The organism is Streptomyces sp. WMMC1477 (assembly GCF_027460245.1).
In the GTDB taxonomy this organism is placed as follows: Bacteria; Actinomycetota; Actinomycetes; order Streptomycetales; family Streptomycetaceae; genus Streptomyces.
In genome coordinates, this window is record NZ_JAPZBD010000003.1 from 959497 (window position 1) to 976488 (window position 16992).

At 72.7% G+C, this 16992-nt stretch carries 13 protein-coding genes; 4 read left to right on the top strand and 9 right to left on the bottom strand.

Translation table 11 applies throughout. The features are described from left to right. Positions 1–150 precede the first annotated feature (150 nt). The gene (locus tag O7609_RS04615) at positions 151–1488 is read right to left on the bottom strand and encodes an ATP-grasp domain-containing protein (protein WP_269733628.1); all 1338 of its coding nucleotides are present in this window, start codon (positions 1486–1488) and stop codon (positions 151–153) included. A gap of 242 nt (positions 1489–1730) precedes the next feature. Between O7609_RS04615 and O7609_RS04620 the strand changes: the two genes are divergently transcribed. Beyond that, complete coding sequence (locus O7609_RS04620; RefSeq protein ID WP_269733629.1) at positions 1731–2186, top strand: GNAT family N-acetyltransferase; 456 nt, start codon at positions 1731–1733, stop codon at positions 2184–2186. A 25-nt stretch (positions 2187–2211) separates the two neighbouring features. On the opposite strand, the gene O7609_RS24555 is transcribed toward O7609_RS04620, so the two are convergent. From O7609_RS24555 to O7609_RS04650, 6 genes are all read right to left on the bottom strand, one after another. Next, positions 2212–2379, bottom strand: coding sequence for a DUF397 domain-containing protein (locus O7609_RS24555; RefSeq protein ID WP_332330035.1), 168 nt, complete (start codon positions 2377–2379; stop codon positions 2212–2214). Between the two features lie 274 nt (positions 2380–2653). Continuing rightward, positions 2654–3694 (bottom strand): LacI family DNA-binding transcriptional regulator, encoded by a 1041-nt coding sequence (locus tag O7609_RS04630; RefSeq protein ID WP_269733630.1) that lies wholly within the window; start codon positions 3692–3694, stop codon positions 2654–2656. Further along, positions 3691–5331 (bottom strand): glycoside hydrolase family 13 protein, encoded by a 1641-nt coding sequence (locus O7609_RS04635; RefSeq protein WP_269743111.1) that lies wholly within the window; start codon positions 5329–5331, stop codon positions 3691–3693. Before O7609_RS04635 ends, O7609_RS04630 begins: the two co-directional genes overlap by 4 nt. A 63-nt stretch (positions 5332–5394) precedes the next feature. Continuing rightward, positions 5395–6339 (bottom strand): sugar ABC transporter permease, encoded by a 945-nt coding sequence (locus tag O7609_RS04640; protein WP_269733632.1) that lies wholly within the window; start codon positions 6337–6339, stop codon positions 5395–5397. A 5-nt stretch (positions 6340–6344) separates the two neighbouring features. After that, positions 6345–7358 carry a carbohydrate ABC transporter permease gene (locus O7609_RS04645; protein WP_269733633.1) on the bottom strand — a complete coding sequence of 338 codons (1014 nt, stop codon included), beginning with the start codon at positions 7356–7358 and terminating at the stop codon, positions 6345–6347. 41 nt (positions 7359–7399) lie between these two features. Further along, positions 7400–8680, bottom strand: a complete 1281-nt coding sequence (locus O7609_RS04650) for an extracellular solute-binding protein (RefSeq protein WP_269733634.1) — start codon at positions 8678–8680, stop codon at positions 7400–7402. A 228-nt stretch (positions 8681–8908) separates the two neighbouring features. On the opposite strand from O7609_RS04650, the gene O7609_RS04655 reads away from it, so the two are divergent. The 3 genes from O7609_RS04655 to O7609_RS04665 all read left to right on the top strand — a co-directional run bounded on the left by O7609_RS04655 (position 8909) and on the right by O7609_RS04665 (position 12591). After that, a complete protein-coding gene (locus O7609_RS04655) occupies positions 8909–10207 on the top strand; it encodes an extracellular solute-binding protein (RefSeq protein ID WP_269733635.1) in 1299 nt (432 codons plus the stop codon). A 107-nt stretch (positions 10208–10314) separates the two neighbouring features. Beyond that, entirely contained in the window at positions 10315–11352 is a 1038-nt protein-coding gene (locus tag O7609_RS04660) for a LacI family DNA-binding transcriptional regulator (RefSeq protein WP_269733636.1), read from the top strand. Positions 11353–11511: 159 nt separating this feature from the next. Continuing rightward, complete coding sequence (locus tag O7609_RS04665; RefSeq protein ID WP_269733637.1) at positions 11512–12591, top strand: phosphatase PAP2 family protein; 1080 nt, start codon at positions 11512–11514, stop codon at positions 12589–12591. On the opposite strand, the gene O7609_RS04670 is transcribed toward O7609_RS04665, so the two are convergent. Both O7609_RS04670 and glnA read right to left on the bottom strand, forming a co-directional pair. Beyond that, on the bottom strand, positions 12558–15596 hold the full coding sequence (locus O7609_RS04670; protein ID WP_269733638.1) for a bifunctional [glutamine synthetase] adenylyltransferase/[glutamine synthetase]-adenylyl-L-tyrosine phosphorylase: 3039 nt from the start codon (positions 15594–15596) through the stop codon (positions 12558–12560). The genes O7609_RS04665 and O7609_RS04670 overlap by 34 nt on opposite strands. Further along, the gene (gene glnA / locus O7609_RS04675) at positions 15593–16954 is read right to left on the bottom strand and encodes a type I glutamate--ammonia ligase (RefSeq protein ID WP_269733639.1); all 1362 of its coding nucleotides are present in this window, start codon (positions 16952–16954) and stop codon (positions 15593–15595) included. Before glnA ends, O7609_RS04670 begins: the two co-directional genes overlap by 4 nt. Positions 16955–16992 lie beyond the last annotated feature (38 nt).

Sequence of the window (16992 nt, forward strand, 5' to 3'; positions counted from 1 at the left end):
GGCCGGTGACCAGGTGCGCCTCCTACGCCCCAGGCCGCCCCGCGGCCACCCCAAGCACCCGGAACCGCGTCATTCGGCCGGGATCGGCTGGGTGAGGGTCAGGGCCGTGGCCTTCCAAGATCTCCTCGGCGCCGGGCCCGACGAGAGGGCCTAACCAGGCGTCGGGGTGGGGCGGAGTGATATGCGCACGGCGCGGACGAGGCGGTCGGCGTTGGCCACGGCCTCGGCCGCCGTGTCGCCCCTGGCGCAGACGAAGGACGTGCGGTCGAAGGAGGACTTGAGCGGCGGCACCTCGCTGCCCGGCTCCAGCGTGAGCTTGCCGCTCAGGAACTCCGGCGCCGAGGCGGCCTCCGCCCACCCCTCGACGTCGGCGACCGTGCCCGGGGGCGGGGTGAGGAAGCGGATCGCCGCGGCGTGCCGGGGGCGCCAGGAACCGGCGTCGACCGGGTTGCCGAGCAGCTGGTCGAAGACCACCCCATGCATGCCCACACCGGTGATGCGCTGGGCCATGACGTAGATGGAGTCACCGCCGGGCCGGACGTGGAACTCGCCGAGCACGATCCGCCCGTCCACGGTGAGCCAGAACTCGATGTGGAACACGCCCCAGCTCAGGCCGAGTGCCTTGGCCGCGGCGGCGAGGGTCTCCTGCGCGTGCTCGGCGATACCGGGGGCGACGGGCGCGGGCATCGAGTGGCCCAGCTCGACGAAGTGCGGGCCGCCCGTGGTGACCTTGGCGGTGAGCGCGAGCACCCGGGGGACGCCGTCCACGAAGACGCCCTCGGCGCTGAACTCCTCCCCCTCCTGGAACCCCTCGACCAGCACCCCCGCCTCGAACGCGTCCGGCGACTCGACGGCCACGCCCTGTCGGTGCAGGTCCGCCGTCAGCTCGCGGTGGGCGGCGATCAGGTGGTCGAGGGCCGCGTCCAGCTCCGTCGCGTCCCGGACCAGGGACACGCCCGCGCTGCCGCGCCCGGCGGCCGGCTTGACGATCCACGGCCCCTTCGGGTGCTCGGCCAGGAAGCTCCGCAGGGCCTGTGCCGAGTGGCACCGGGCCGAGGGCGGCTGCGGAAAGCCCGCCGTCGCGAGGGCGGCCCGGCACGCGTACTTGTCCTGGATGCGCCGGACGGCCTGCTGCCCGTTGCCCGGAAGGCCCAGCACCTCGGCGGCCACGGCCACGGACTCGGCCGCCGTCTCCCGCGTCCCGTACACCCCGAGATACCGCTCGCCCTCGGCCGCGGCGGCCGTGGCCCACGCCCGGACCTCCTCCGGGTCGGAGTAGGTCAGCTCCACCGTGTACAGGGCGCGCTCGACCACCTCGGGCGCCCTGCGCAGGTTGTCGGCCGTGTCCGCGACGACCACGTCGACGCCCCGCTCGGCGGCCTGGTCCATGCAGTCCAGCCCGGTCGGCTTGAGGGCTCCGCCCAAGAGCAGCAGCGGGGGATGGGGTGCCATCGGTTCGCCTGCCTCCCGGTCGGGGTCCCCGACCATGTCGTCACCTGTCCTCCGCCATCATTCCCGACCCGGCCGAGGTGTCAACGGCCATGATCGGCAAGGCAGATGGGGGTCCGAAGCTCAGCAGACGGCTGCGCGTCGGACCGGAAGGCCGTGACCGGCGGGGGCCGCGCCCGTGGTTCCATGGCGCCGTGCAGAGCGAACAAGCGCCCCCCAGAGGTCCGGCGACCCCGCACGTCCGGGACCGGGGCCGTCACGACGTCCCGGGCTGTGTCCGGGTGCTGGCACAGGTCCATGCGGCGGACGGCTACCCGGTGAACTGGCCTCACGAGCCGGGTTCCTGGCTGACGCAGCCCTCGCTCATCCGTGCCTGGGTGGCGGAGGCGAACGGCGAGATCGTCGGGCACGTCGGCCTGTCCCGCAGCACGGAGGGCGACGCGGCGCCCGCCCTGTGGAGCGCGCGCACGGGCCGGGCCGTGGCTACGACCGCCGTGGTCAACCGGCTGTTCGTGGCCCCGTCGGCGCGTGGCCGCGGAATCGGCGCGGCGTTGATGGCACGCGCCGTCGGGGAGGCCGGGGATCGCGGCCTGCATCCGGTGCTGGACGTAGTGGCCTCCGACACCTTGGCGGCATCGCTGTACGAGCGTCTCGGCTGGCACCTGCTGGACACGGTGGAACAGCGGTGGGGCCAGGACCAGAGGGTCACCGTCCGGTGCTACGCCGCACCTGACTGACCGCGATGCGTCGGCGACACCGTCGTCACCTGGCACCGCAAAGGCGTTGCATGACCGGACGGTGCCCTGCCGTCTCGGACTGTTCGTGCCGGAGGGTCGGGAGGGTGCCTGCGGTCAGTCCGGCCACGAAGGCGGACCAGCCAGCCGCACCGAACGCCGGCGCGGGGCCGTGCGGCCGCTTGTTGTCCCGCACCGGGACAACCCCAGGCCCCGGACCCCGGCGGCGTCATCCGGGCGTGGCTGGCCGAAGACGAACACCAGGCGGCGCAGCGGGCCTCGTGGCGCGCGGGGAGCCACCTCAGCGTCGTCGCCCCGCGACGCGGAGTTGCTCTCCGCTCTGTCCGCCCATCCCATCCCGGCGGATCTCCCCCCGCCGGGGAACGCGACAGCTCCGCGCACACGGGCCCCGGGCACGGTCTCCGGCGCCATGGCCGAAAGCCGTGCCCGCGGCAGCGGGCGGACCCCGCTCAGGCGGTGGGCGGGGCCTGGGAGGTGGAGGAGCGGACGACGAGTTCGGGTTGGAAGACGAACTCGGTGCGGGGGACGGGGCTGCCGCCGATCTCCTCCAGCAGGGACTGGACGGCGGCGTGGGCCATGGCGCGGACGGGCTGGCGGACGGTGGTCAGCGGCGGGTCGGTGAAGGCTATGAGCTCGGAGTCGTCGTAGCCGATGACGGAGACGTCGCGGGGGACGTCGAGGCCGCGGCCACGGGCGGCGCGGACGGCGCCGAGGGCCATGGGATCGGAGCCGCAGACGATGCCGGTGCAGCCGGCGTCGAGCAGGGCGCCGGCGGCGGCCTGGCCGCCCTCGACGGTGAAGAGGGTGTGCTCGACGCGGCCCTCGACTGCGGGGCCGGCCTCGGCGACGGCGGCGGTGAAGCCCTCCGTCTTGCGCAGGGACGGGACGAAGCGGGTCGGGCCGACGGCGAGGCCGATGCGGCGGTGGCCGAGGTCGGTGAGGTGGCGGACGGCCATGCGGGCGGCGGCGTCGTCGTCCGGGGAGACGAAGGGCGCGCTGACGCGTTCGTTGTAGCCGTTGATGAGGACGAAGGGGACGCCGCGCCCGGCGAGACGGGTGTAGCGGCCGGGGTCGGCGGAGAGGTCGGCGTGCAGGCCGGACATGAAGATGATGCCGGTGACGCCGCGTTCGACGAGCTGGTCGACGAGTTCGTCCTCGGTGACGCCGCCGGGCATCTGGGTGCCCAGGACGGGGGTGTAGCCGTAGCCGGCGAGGGCCTGCTCGATGACCTGGGCGAAGGCCGGGAAGATCGGGTTGGTCAGCTCGGGGATGACGAGGCCGACGAGGCCCGCGCTGCGCTGGCGCAGGCGGACGGGGCGCTCGTAGCCGAGGACGTCGAGCGCGGCCAGGACCTTCTGCCGGGTGGCGGTGGCGACGCCGGCCTTGCCGTTGAGGACGCGGCTGACGGTGGCCTCGCTGACCCGGGCCTGGGCGGCGATGTCGGCGAGCCGGGCGGGCGCGACGACCGCGCCCGGCTCGGTGACGCTCACACGGACCACCAGATGGTGGTGTCGGCGGGCAGCACGCCGTCGATGGCACGGGAGCCCCCGGCGCAGGGGCCGCTGGCGAGGAGGAGGGTGCCCGGGGTCTGGGGCAGGGTGACGGGCGCGGCGGTGGTGTTGGCGGTGCAGACGAAGCCGCCGCGCCGGAAGGCGAGGACGCCCTCGGGGGCGTCCAGCCAGGTGACGGCGTCCCCGGCGCCGAGGTCGGGGTGCTCTCGGCGGATGCGCAGGGCGGTGCGGTAGAGCTCCAGGGTGGAGCCGGGGTCGCCGGTCTGTTCCTCGACGCTGAGTCCGGCCCACTCGGCGGGCTGGGGCAGCCAGCTCTCTCCGGTGCCGAAGCCGTAGGAGGTGCCGGTGGCCGTCCACGGGATCGGGACGCGGCAGCCGTCGCGCAGGCCGTCCTGGCCGTCGGACTTGAAGAACGACGGGTCCTGGCGCACCTCGTCGGGGAGGTCGGTGACCTCGGGGAGGCCGAGCTCTTCGCCCTGGTAGACATAGGCGGAGCCGGGCAGCGCGAGCATGAGGAGGCTGGCGGCGCGGGCGCGCGGCAGGCCGCCGTCGAGCCGGGTGCGGTGCCGGACGACGTCGTGGTTGGAGAGCACCCAGGTGGTGGCGGCGCCGACGGGCCGCAGGGAGTCAAGGGACTCGTCGATGACGGCGCGCAGCTCGGCGGCGTCCCAGGGGGCGCCGAGGTAGTGGAAGTTGAACGCCTGGTGGAGCTCGTCGGGGCGCAGGTAGAGGGCGGTGCGGTCGGCGCTGGGCGTCCAGGCCTCGGCGACGCCGATGCGGTCGCCGCCGTACTCCTCCAGGATGCGGCGCCAGGAGCGGTAGATCTCGTGGACGCCGTCCTGGTCGAAGAAGGGCAGGACCTGGTTGCCGAGGAGCTTGAGCTGTTCGCCGTGGCCCATGTCGGGCAGACCGGGGGCCTTGACCATGCCGTGGGCGACGTCGATGCGGAAGCCGTCGACGCCCATGTCGAGCCAGAAGCGCAGCACCGAGCGGAACTCGTCGTGGACGGCGGGGTGGTCCCAGTTGAAGTCGGGCTGTTCGGGGGCGAAGAGGTGGAGGTACCACTCGCCGGGGGTGCCGTCGGGGTTCTCGGTGCGGGTCCAGGCGGGGCCGCCGAAGATGGACTCCCAGTCGTTGGGGGGCTCTTCGCCGTTCTCTCCCTTGCCGGGGCGGAAGTGGTAGCGCTCGCGCAGCGGGGAGCCGGGGCCCTCCCGCAGGGCTTGGCGGAACCAGTCGTGCTGGTCGGAGGAGTGGTTGGGGACGAGGTCCACGATGACGCGCAGACCGAGGGTGTGGGCGTCGCGGATGAGGGCGTCGGCGTCGTGGAGATCGCCGAACATGGGGTCGATGGCCCGGTAGTCGGCGACGTCGTAGCCGGCGTCGGCCTGGGGGGAGGCGTAGAAGGGGCTGAGCCAGACGGCGTCCACGCCCAGCTCGGCGAGGTAGGGGAGCCGGCGGCGGATGCCGGGCAGGTCGCCCATGCCGTCCCCGTTGCCGTCGGCGAAGGAGCGCGGATAGACCTGGTAGATGACGGCGTCGCGCCACCAGCCGGGCCGGTCGGTCGAGTCGGCCGGGACGGCCGTCCCGGGCGCGGGTGCGGCGAGGTGCTGGGTCATGTCATCCCTGGGTGTCGTGTGGCGGGTTGAGCGAAGCGTCGGACGACGGCTCCGGGCCGGGCGTCAGGACTTGACGGCCCCGGCGGTCATTCCGGAGATCAGGTAGCGCTGGGCGAACCCGAAGACGAGGGCGGCGGGGACGGCGATGAGCACGGCGGCGGCCGTCATGGAGCCCCAGTCCTGGGTGTACTGGTTGACGAAGGTCTGCAGGCCGCGGGCGAGGGTGAGTTCGTCCTCGCCGGTCATGAAGGCGGAGGCGTAGGCGACCTCGGCCCAGGCGGTGACGAAGCTGTAGAAGCCGGTGACGGCGATGCCGGGCTTGGCGAGCGGCAGCACGAGCCGCCAGAAGGTGCCGAAGGGGCTGAGGCCGTCGACGCGGCCCGATTCGTCGATGGAGACGGGGATGGTGTCGAAGAAGCCCTTCATCATCCAGGCACAGAAGGGCACCGCGATGGTGAGGTACGTGATGACCAGGCCGATGGGCTGGTTGAGGAGCTGGAACTTGGCCATCAGGTTGTACAGCGGCACGATCAGCACGGCGACCGGGAACATCTGCGTGATGAGCAGGGTCCACAGCAGCGGGCGCATGCCGGGGAACCTGAAGCGGCTGAGGGCGTAACCGGTGGTGGCGGCGATGAACACGCCGAGGATGACGGTCAGGGTCACCACGACGACGGAGTTGCCGAACCAGGTGAGGAAGGCCGTCTCGCCGAGGACGTGGGTGTAGTTCTCGGTGGTGAAGTCCTTGACGAGGTCCAGGCTGAAGGCCTCGTTGCGCGGCTTGAACGAGGTCACGAGCAGCCAGAACGGCGGGAAGACGGCCACCAGGACGGCGGCCAGCAGCCCCAGGTGGAGGGCGGCGGAGGCGGCCGGGCCGCGCTCGCCGCGCCGGCGGACGCGGCCGCGCGGTGCCACGGGACCGGCCGGCGTACCCGGGGCGTCGGGGGTCCCGTGGGCCTCCGGTGCCTTCTCGGCGTCCGGGGTCTTCTCGGGTGCGGGGTTCGTCATGTCCGTCACCACTCCTCTCCCTGCTTGCGGAGGGCGCGGCGGTAGAACACCGCGAAGATCATGAGGATGAGCAGGATGAGCACGCCCCAGGTGGCCGAGCCGGCGAAGTCGCGCGGGCTGCGGACGAAGGCGAGGTTGAAGGCCTCCGTCACCAGGATCTCGGACGAGCCGTAGGGGCCTCCCTGGGTGAGCAGGAAGATCACCGGGAACATGTTGAACGTCCAGATGGTGCTCAGCAGGATGACCGTGGAGCTGACCGAGCGGATGCTGGGCAGCGTGATGTTGGTGAAGCGCTGCCAGGGACCGGCGCCGTCCATCTCGGCGGCCTCGTACAGCTCGCCGGGGATGGACTGGAGGGCGCCGAGGGTGGCGACGAGCATGAAGGGCACGCCGAGCCAGACGTTGACCGCGATGACGGCGACCTTGGCCCAGGTGGGGTCCTCCAGCCAGGTGACGCCCTCGATGCCGCCGCCGGACAGGACGTTGTTGAAGACGCCGTCGCCGTTGAACAGCAGCCGCCAGGCGAAGACGGAGACGAACGCGGGCACGCCCCAGGGCAGGATGAGCAGCACGCGGTACAGGGCGCGGCCGCGCAGCCTGCGGTTGAGCATGTTGGCCAGGGTCAGGCCGAGGGTGAAGGTGATGCTGACGCAGGCGACCGTCCACACGACCGTCCAGCCCAGCCGGCTCCAGAAGACGTCGCCGGTGAGGACCTCGATGTAGTTGTCGAGGCCGACGAACTCGTAGCTGGCCTCCAGGGTGCGGGCGCCGATGGTCCGCTCGACGTTGCGCTCGTCGGCGTCCGTCATGGACAGGTAGACGCCGCGTGCCAGCGGGTACCCGATGATCACGCCGATGACGATCACCACCGGGGCGACCATCGTCCACGCGTACCAGTGCTTGGCGAGGGCGCGCCGGACGCGTGCCGGTGTGCTCGCGTCAGCCCCGCGGCGAGGGCCGCGAACGGTGGTGCCACCGTCCGCGGCCTTCGTCACCGGCTGACCGGTCTCGACAGCCATGATCCTCCGTCAGCCTTCTCTTCCCGTCCGGGCCCTGTCCGTTACTTCCAGTCCTCGAGGAGCTTGCGGTACTCCTTGGCGGTGGACTCGGCGGCGCTCTTCGGGGAGGCGGCGTCCTTGATCACCTTGGCCAGTTCCTTGTTGAGCGGGTCGAACAGGGAGGCGGCCTGCGGGATCCAGGCGCGCTGCACGGCCTTGTCGACGGCGGGCTTGAAGAACTGGACCATCTGGTTGCCCTTGACCGAGTCCACCTCGTAGACGGAGGTACGGGTGGGCAGGAGGCTCAGCTCCTCGGTGGTGCGCTGCTGCACCTCGGGCGAGGACATGTAGGCGGCGAAGGCCTTGGCCGCGTCCATGTTCTCGGGCGCGGTGCCGGCGTAGACGGAGAGGTTCCAGCCGCCCTGCGGGGCGCCCTGGCCCTTGCTGCCCGCGAAGACCGGGGCGACGCCCAGGTTGTCGGGGTTGTCCTTGAACTCCTCGCCCGCGAGGGTGCCGGCGATGGCCCAGGGGCCGTTGACCATCATGGCGACGTCGCCGTTGTTGAAGGCCCGCTCCTGGTTGGCGTAGCCGTCGGTGAGGTCCGTCTCGGCGACGCCGGAGTCCAGCAGGTCCTTGACGGTCTCGAAGGCCGCGACGCCGGCGGGGTCGCCGATCGTCACCTTCTGGGCGTCGGCGTCCACCAGGTCGCCGCCCTCGCCGTAGAGGTAGGGGAGGAACCAGTAGGAGTCGTCACCGCGCAGGTAGAGCGGGGTGACCCCGGCCTTGTCCTCGATGGCGTCGGCGGAGTTCTTCAGCTCCTCGATCGAGGTGGGCACCTCGACGCCCGCCTTCTTCAGCAGCTCCTTGTTGTAGAAGAGCGCCAGGGTGTCGGTGACCTGGGGCAGCGCGTAGGTCTCGCCCTCGTACTGGGTGGAACCCCAGGCCTGCGGCAGGTAGTCGTCCTCGTCCTCGACGACGTCGCCCAGCGGCTCGATGAGCTGGAGGCTGGCGAAGTCCGAGACCCAGGCGACCTCGGTGCGCATGACCTCGGGCGCCTCGCCGGCGTTGGCGGCGTTCTTGAACTTGTTCTGGGCGTCGTCGAAGCCGATGTTGACGTACTTCACGTCGACCTTGGGGTGCTTCTTCTCGAAGTCCTCGGCGAGCGTCTCGAAGACGCCCTTCTCCGCCTCGTTCGAGGTGTCCCAGAAGGTGACGGTGCCGGACAGCTCGCCGGAGGCGTCCTTGCCCGAGCCGTCGCCGCCGTCGCCGTCATCGCTTCCGCAAGCCGTTGCCGCAAGAGCGATGGCCGCCACGAGGGCGGTGGTGCCTATGCCACGCCGCATGATGAAAGTCCTCCAAGAGTGGTGAGCCCGATCGGAAGCCAGGACCGCTTCCTTTCGGCCGCGCCCCGGGCGGCTGCGGGCCGAGCAGGAACGTAACAGGGCTGCAAGCTTTACGAAAGACCTTGCGGCAACTTTCCGAAACTCTGGTTTCAGCCACTTACGCAAGAGCTTGCAGCCCTGCTAGGTTCCTCCGAGCCCAGCGGGCGAACGGGCAAAGGGGAGATATCGATGAGGCGACGAAGAGGTCACAGAGGCGCGGGCAGGGCCGCCGCGGCGGCCCTCACGGCACTGGCGCTGGCGGCCGGGGCGGCGGGGTGCGGTACGGGCGGTGACCCGGACCCGGCGGACGTGACGGGCAGTATCACCTGGTGGGACACCTCGGGGCCGACCGAGGCGCCCGCCGTCCACCGGCTCGTCGCACAGTTCGAGAAGGAGCACCCGGGGATCGACGTCAGCTACGTGAACGTCGACTTCTTCGAGGCCCAGCAGAAGTACCGGGACGCGGTGCGCGACGGCGGCGAGATCCCGGACGTGCTGCGGGCCGACGTCGGCTGGATGGCCGGTTTCGTCCAGGACGGACTGCTGGCCGACCTCACCGGCACCCCGGCCGTCCCGGAGCCCGAGGGCTTCCTGGAGACGACCACGGCCTCGGTCGTATACGACGGCCGCACCTACGGCGCGCCGCAGGTCACCGACCCCCTCGCCCTCCTCTACAACAAGGAGCTGTTCACCGAGGCCGGCCTCACCCGTCCCCCGGACACCTGGGCGGCCCTGCGGGACGCGGCCCTCAGGATCAAGAAGGTGACGGGCGTCGACGGCGTCGCCCTCAACACCGACCCCTACTACGCCCTGCCCTTCCTCTACGGCGAGGGGAGCGACCTCCTCGACCCGGACCGGTCGCGCATCACCATCGCCGACGAGGCGTCCGTACGGGCCGCGACCACCGCCGCCGAGCTCGTCACCTCCGGCGCGGCGCGCAGGCCCCCGGCCGAGGACGCGTACGGGGCCATGCAGTCCGCGTTCCGGAACGGCGAGGTCGCGATGATCTTCGACGGGCCGTGGGCGACGACGGGCATCTTCGAGGGCAAGGCCTTCACCGACCGCGCGAACCTCGGCATAGCGCCCATCCCGGCCGGCTCGACGGGCGAGCGCGGCTCCCCCACCGGCGGCCACAATCTCGTCGTCTCCGCCGGTACCGCGTACCCGGAGGCCGCGCAGCTCTTCGTCGGGTTCATGACGGCCGCCGAGCAGCAGGAGCAGCTGGCGCTGAAGCTGGGGCTGCTGCCGACGCGCAAGGCCGCCTACACGCGCCAGGTGCTCTCCGACCCGGTGCGCAACTCCTTCTACTTCGCCAGCACCAAGTGCGTGCCTCGGCTGTCCGTACCGGAGGGCGCGGAGCTGTTCGCGAGCCTCGGGCCCCGCTGGGAGGCGGTCCTGCGCGGGGACGCACCGCCGGCGAAGGCCCTCTCCGAGACCGCGTACGACTGGCAGAGCTCGCTCCTGCCCGGCTGGTCGGTCGCCCGCTGACGCACCCGGCGCCGCTGACGAAGACTCACACCCCGCACCACCCCCGACCGTCCCCGCGGGACGGGGGCGGTGCGGGGTGCCGGGCATGCCCGGTACAGTCCATGAGCGTGACCGCACGGCTAGCCGACATCGCAGCCCAGGCGGGGGTCAGCGAAGCGACGGTGAGCCGGGTACTCAACGGCAAGCCGGGCGTCGCCGCGGCCACCCGCGAATCCGTCCTCGCCGCACTCGACCTGCTCGGGTACGAACGCCCCGCCCGGCTGCGGCAGCGCAGCGCCGGGCTCGTGGGCCTCATCACCCCGGAGCTGGAGAACCCGATATTCCCCGCCTTCGCGCAGGTCATCGCGCAGGCGCTGACCCGGCAGGGCTACACCCCCGTCCTGGCCACCCAGACCCCCGGCGGCTCCACCGAGGACGAGCTGACCGAGATGCTCGTCGAGCGGGGCGTGGCCGGCATCATCTTCGTCTCCGGCCTGCACGCGGACACCACGGCCGACGTCCGGCGCTACGAGAGGCTGCGCGGGCAGGGCGTCCCGTACGTCCTGGTCAACGGCTTCTCCCCCAAACTGCGGGCCGCCTTCGTCTCTCCGGACGACCGGGCGGCCATGCGGCTGGCGGTGACGCACCTGGTGTCCCTCGGCCACGAACGGATCGGTCTCGCGCTCGGCCCGGCCCGGTTCGTTCCGGTGCAGCGCAAGATCGAGGGCTTCCGCCAGTCCGTCGAGGAGCAGCTCGGGCTCGCCGGGGCGGAGGCGGACGTCCTCGTGGAACACTCCCTCTACACCCTGGAGGGCGGACAGGCGGCCGGTGCCGCACTGCTGGAGCGCGGCTGCACCGGCGTCGTCTGCGCGAGCGACATGATGGCCCTGGGCGTGATCCGGGCCGCCCGGCAGCGCGGGCTCGCGGTGCCCTCCGACGTCTCCGTCATCGGCTTCGACGACTCGCCGCTCATCGCCTTCACCGATCCCCCGCTGACGACGATCCGGCAGCCGGTGACCGCCATGGGGCAGGCGGCGGTGCGGGCACTGCTGGAGGAGATCGGCGGCACCCCGGCCCCGCACGGCGAGTTCGTGTTCCTCCCCGAGCTGGTGGTTCGCGGTTCAACCGCCGCGGCGCCCGCGGCTGCGCGCGGCGCGGCGGGCTGAGAAACTGGAAGACGTGGACCCGCACGGCGCGGGCCCCGCGGGGTGTGACACCCCGACGGCTGCGGGGCGGGCGGCTCAGCCCGGGGGATAACCGTCGGTTGCCAGAACGCGACCGGCGGAGGATCCGGGCCCGTGACCCGTCTGGCAGACTGACCTGTCATGGGGGTACCGACAACGCGACACGAGGGTGACGACGGGGTGGCGACGGCGACAGCGCTCCAGCCAGGCGGCTCGCCGGAAGGGTCCCGCTGGGCCCGGGGGCGGCGCACTCCGCGGCGGCCGGTCATCTGGTTCGAGCTGGGGCTGATCGCCGTCAGCTACCTCGTGTACTCCATGGTCCGCAACGCGGTGCCCGAGCACGAGACCGTCGCCATGGAGCACGCCCACTGGATCTGGGACGTCGAGCGCAGCATGGGGCTGGCGTTCGAGGAGAGCTGGAACCACGCGATCAACGGCGTCACCTGGCTGATCGTCTCGATGAACTACTACTACGCGACGCTGCACTTCGTCGTGACGATCGGTGTGCTCGTGTGGCTCTACCGCCGTCATCCGGGCCGGTACGCCGCCGCACGGAGCGTGCTGTTCGCGACGACGGCCGTCGCCCTGCTCGGCTACTACCTGTACCCCCTGGCCCCGCCGCGCCTGATGACCGGCGAGAACTTCATCGACACCGTGATCGTCCACGGCACCTGGGGCTCGATGGCCTCGGGCGACATGGCCGACGTCTCCAACCAGTACGCGGCGATGCCGTCGATGCACATCGGCTGGTCGGCCTGGTGCGGCGTGCTGATCGTGCTGCTGACCCGGAACCTGTGGATACGGGCCCTGGGCGCGCTGTACCCGGTGGCGACACTCGTGGTGATCGTCGCGACCGCCAACCACTTCTGGCTGGACGCGGTGGGCGGGCTCCTCTGCCTCGCCTTCGGCTTCGCCGTGGCCTACCTCTGGTACGGGCGGCTCCCGCACCGGATGCCGCGGCTCGCGGGCCCGCCCTCACCGGCGGTCCCCGACGCCTCCGCTCCCGAGGCCTCCGCTCCCCACGCCCCCGCCGGAGCCCGGCGGACGGCGGCCGCCCCGCTGCCCGTGCCGGCACCGGCCCAGACACCGGCACCACCCCAGACACCGGCGCCACCCCGGGCACCGGCTCCGGCCCAGAGACCGGCGCCCGTCCGGGCCTCCCAGGCAGGTCAGGCGCGGCCGGGGGCTCAGGCCTCGGCGCCGTCCTCGCCGTCCTCGTAGAACAGCCGGTCCACGACGCCCCTGGCGCGGCGGGTCGTGCGCCGGTAGTCCTCCAGGAGCTCGCCCACGTGCCCCGGCTCGTACCCGAGGTAACGGCCGACGGCGGCGAGCTCGCGCGGCTCCGAGGGGAACGTGTCGCCCGGGCGCCCGCGCACGAGCATCACCGCGTTGCGCACCCGGGTGGCCAGCAGCCACGCCTCGTCCAGGACGGCGGCGTCGTCGGCGGAGATCAGCCCGGCCTCCAGGGCCGCGGCCAGGGCCTCCCGGGTCCGCGTCGTGCGCAGCCCCGGCACCGCGTGGGCATGCCGGAGCTGGATGAGCTGCACCGTCCACTCGACGTCGGACAGGCCGCCGCGGCCGAGCTTGGCGTGCGTCGTCGGATCGGCGCCGCGCGGGAGCCGTTCGGACTCCATGCGGGCCTTGAGCCGGCGGATCTCCCGCACGGCCTCGGCGGACAGCCCGTCGGCCGGGTAGCGCAGCGGGGCGATGAGCGCGAGGAAGCGGCGGCCCAGCTCCTCGTCGCCGGCTACGGGCTCGGCCCGCAGCAGCGCCTGGCTCTCCCACACCCGTGACCAGCGCCGGTAGTACGCCTCGTAGGAGGCCAGGCTGCGCACCAGCGGGCCGGACTTGCCCTCGGGGCGCAGGTCGGCGTCCACGAGCAGCGGCGGGTCGGTCGTGGGGAGCTGGAGCAGCCGCCGCATCTCGTTGGCGACGGCGAACGCCGCCTCGGAGGCCTCGCGCTCGCTCACGCCCTCGCGCGGTTCGTGGACGAACATGACGTCCGCGTCCGAGCCGTACCCCTGCTCGAACCCGCCGAAGCGGCCCATGCCGATCACGGCGAAGCGGGTGGGCAGCGTGTGACCCCAGCGCGCCCGGGTCGCGGCCCGCAGGGCGCCGGCGAGCGTGGCGGCGTTGAGGTCCGAGACGGCGCGGCCCACCCGGTCCACGCCCGGCGCCGGATCGGTGTGCGCCGGTGAGCCCTCGGTGCCGTAGGCGCCGATGATGTCGGCGGCGGCGGTGCGGAACAGCTCACGGCGCCGCACGCCCCTGGCGGCGGCGACGGCCTGCTCGGCGGTGTCGGCCCGGCCGACCGCCGCCAGCACCTCCTGCGTCAGGGCCGCCCGGCTGCGCGGCGCCAGATGGTCGGCGCTGCCGAGCAGGGCGACGGCCTCGGGCGCACGCAGCAGCAGGTCGGGGGCCAGCCGGCCCGCCGACAGGACGCGGGCCAGGTTCTCCGCGGCGGCCCCCTCGTCCCGCAGGAGCCGCAGGTACCACGGCGTCTTGCCCAGGGCGTCCGAGACCTGCCGGAAGCCGAGCAGCCCGGCGTCCGGGTCGGCCGAGTCGGCGAACCAGCCGAGCAGCACCGGCAGGAGCGTGCGCTGGATCGCCGACTTGCGGCTCACCCCCGAGGCCAGCGCCTCCAGGTGCCGCAGCGCGCCGGCGGGATCGGCGTAGCCGAGGGCCTCCAGCCGCTCCCGGGCGGCCACGGCGCTCAGCCGGATCTCCCCCGGCGCGAGCTGGGCGACGGCGTCCAGCAGCGGGCGGTAGAACAGCTTCTCGTGAAGCCGCCGCACCGCCGCCGCGTGCCGCTTCCACGCCTGGTTCAGCTCGACGACGGGCTCCGCCCGGAAGCCGAGCACCCGGCCGAGGCGGCGCAGGTCGCGCTCGTCCTCGGGCATGAGGTGCGTGCGGCGCATCCGCTGGAGCTGGATGTGGTGCTCGACGGTGCGCAGGAAGCGGTAGGCGGCCTCCAGGTCGGCGGCGTCCCGGCGGCCCACGTAGCCGCCCGCGGCCAGCGCCTCCAGCGCGTCCAGCGTCGTCGGACTGCGCAGGCTGGTGTCGCTGCGCCCGTGCACGAGCTGGAGGAGCTGGACGGCGAACTCCACGTCCCGCAGCCCGCCGGGGCCGAGCTTCAGCTCGCGCTCGACGTGAGCGGCCGGGATGCCCGCGACGACACGGCGCCGCATCTGCTGGACGTCGGTGACGAAGTTCTCCCGCTCGGCGGCCTCCCACACCAGCGGGGAGACGGCGGCGCGGTAGGCCTCGCCCAGCTCCGCGTCCCCGGCGACCGGCCGGGCCTTCAGCAGCGCCTGGAACTCCCAGGTCTTGGCCCAGCGCTGGTAGTAGGCGAGATGGCTGGCGAGGGTACGCACGAGCGGACCGTTGCGGCCCTCGGGGCGCAGGTTGGCGTCGACGGGCCAGATCGTGCCCTCGGCGGTGGTGTCCGAGCAGATCCGCGTCAGGTGGGCCGCGAGCCGTGTCGCCGCCTGCATCGCCTCGGCCTCGTCGGCGCTCTCGGGAGCGCCGTGCGGGGGCTCGGCGACGAAGATGACGTCCACGTCGGAGACGTAGTTCAGCTCCCGACCGCCGCACTTGCCCATGCCGATCACGGCCAGCCGGCAGGCGGCGGCGTCCTCGGGGGCCGCCGCCTCGGCGATGGCGAGCGCCGCGCGCAGGGTGGCGGTGGCCAGGTCGGCCAGCTGGGCGGCGGTCGCGGCGACGTCGCTGGTCCCGCACACGTCGCGGGCCGCGATCGTCAACAGGGCCCGGCGGTAGGCGACGCGCAGGGCGTCGGGGGTGTCGGCCCCCTCCAGGGCGGCCTCGAACTCCTCGACGCCGGGGTTGAGGTCGGCCGTCTCGTAGGTCACCAGGGACTGCCAGTCCCCGGGGTGGGTGGCCAGGTGGTCGCCCAGCGCCTCCGAGGCGCCCAGGACGCCGAGCAGCCGGTCCCGCAGCGGTTTGGCGGCCAGCAGCGTGTCCAGGAGCCGCTGGGCGCCGTCCTCCTCCTGGGCCTCCAGCAGCCGCAGCAGGCCGCGGAGCGCCTGGTCCGGTCCGGCCGTGCCGCCGAGGGCGTCGAGCAGCACCGGATCGTCGCGCCACGCGGCCAGCTCGGGCGCGGAGAGCAGCTCCGCCGCCTCCACGGGGTCGCTGAACCCGTACCTCAGCAACCGCCCGAAGGCGCTCCGGCGCCGCCCGCCGCCCGCGCCCCGCCCGTCGTCCCTCACAGGACGGGCAGGGACTTGCGCAGCTCGAACGCGGTGACCTCGGAGCGGTACTCCTCCCACTCCTGGCGCTTGTTGCGCAGGAAGAAGTCGAAGACGTGCTCCCCGAGGGTCTCGGCGACGAGTTCGCTGCGCTCCATCAGGTCGATGGCCTCGCCCAGGTTCTGCGGGAGGGGCTTGATGCCCATGGCGCGGCGCTCGGCGTCGGAGAGCGCCCACACGTCGTCCTCGGCGCCGGCCGGGAGCTCGTAACCCTCCTCGACGCCCCTGAGCCCGGCGGCCAGCAGGACCGCGTAGGCGAGGTAGGGGTTGGCGCCGGAGTCGAGCGAGCGGACCTCGATGCGGGTGGAGCCCGTCTTGCCCGGCTTGTACATCGGCACCCGGATGAGCGCGGAGCGGTTGTTGTGGCCCCAGCAGATGTAGGACGGTGCCTCGCCGCCCGCGCCCGCGGTGCGCTGGGTCCCGCCCCAGATGCGCTTGTAGGAGTTGACCCACTGGTTGGTGACGGCGGAGATCTCCCCGGCGTGCCGCAGCAGTCCGGCGATGAAGGAGCGGCCGACCTTGGACAGCTGGTACTCGGCGCCCGACTCGTGGAAGGCGTTGCGGTCGCCCTCGAAGAGGGAGAGGTGGGTGTGCATGCCGGAGCCGGGGTGCTCGGAGAACGGCTTGGGCATGAACGTCGCCTGCACGCCCTGTTCGAGCGCCACCTGCTTCATGACCAGACGGAACGTCATGATGTTGTCCGCGGTGGTCAGCGCGTCGGCGTAGCGCAGGTCGATCTCCTGCTGGCCGGGGGCGCCCTCGTGGTGGGAGAACTCCACGGAGATGCCCATGGACTCCAGCATGGTGATGGCCTGGCGCCGGAAGTCCATGCCGACGTTCTGCGGGGTGTGGTCGAAGTACCCGGAGGAGTCGGCCGGGGTGGGCCTGCTGCCGTCCACGGGCTTGTTCTTGAGCAGGAAGAACTCGATCTCGGGGTGGGTGTAGAAGGTGAAGCCGAGGTCGGAGGTGCGCGAGAGGATGCGCTTGAGGACGTAGCGCGGATCGGCGTAGGAGGGCGAGCCGTCGGGCATCAGGATGTCGCAGAACATCCGGGCGGTGCCGGGGGCTTCGGCCCGCCAGGGCAGGATCTGGAAGGTGCTGGGGGCGGGCTTGGCGATCATGTCCGACTCGTAGACCCGGGCGAACCCCTCGATGGCCGAGCCGTCGAAGCCGATGCCCTCGTCGAACGCCTGCTCCAGCTCGGCGGGCGCGACGGCAACGGACTTCAGAAAGCCCAGCACATCCGTGAACCAGAGGCGCACGAACCGGATGTCGCGCTCTTCCAACGTACGGAGAACGAACTCCTGCTGCTTGTCCATATCCACCCATCCTCGCTGGTCAGGCCGCCCCACTGGCG

Coding starts and splice junctions, on each gene's coding strand:
- O7609_RS04645 (WP_269733633.1), bottom strand. CDS start 7,358: ATGGCTGTCGAGACCGGTCAGCCGGTGACGAAGGCCGCGGACGGTGGC.
- O7609_RS04635 (WP_269743111.1), bottom strand. CDS start 5,331: ATGACCCAGCACCTCGCCGCACCCGCGCCCGGGACGGCCGTCCCGGCC.
- glnA (WP_269733639.1), bottom strand. CDS start 16,954: ATGGACAAGCAGCAGGAGTTCGTTCTCCGTACGTTGGAAGAGCGCGAC.
- O7609_RS04665 (WP_269733637.1), top strand. CDS start 11,512: ATGGGGGTACCGACAACGCGACACGAGGGTGACGACGGGGTGGCGACG.
- O7609_RS04615 (WP_269733628.1), bottom strand. CDS start 1,488: ATGGTCGGGGACCCCGACCGGGAGGCAGGCGAACCGATGGCACCCCAT.
- O7609_RS04640 (WP_269733632.1), bottom strand. CDS start 6,339: ATGACGAACCCCGCACCCGAGAAGACCCCGGACGCCGAGAAGGCACCG.
- O7609_RS04655 (WP_269733635.1), top strand. CDS start 8,909: ATGAGGCGACGAAGAGGTCACAGAGGCGCGGGCAGGGCCGCCGCGGCG.
- O7609_RS04650 (WP_269733634.1), bottom strand. CDS start 8,680: ATGCGGCGTGGCATAGGCACCACCGCCCTCGTGGCGGCCATCGCTCTT.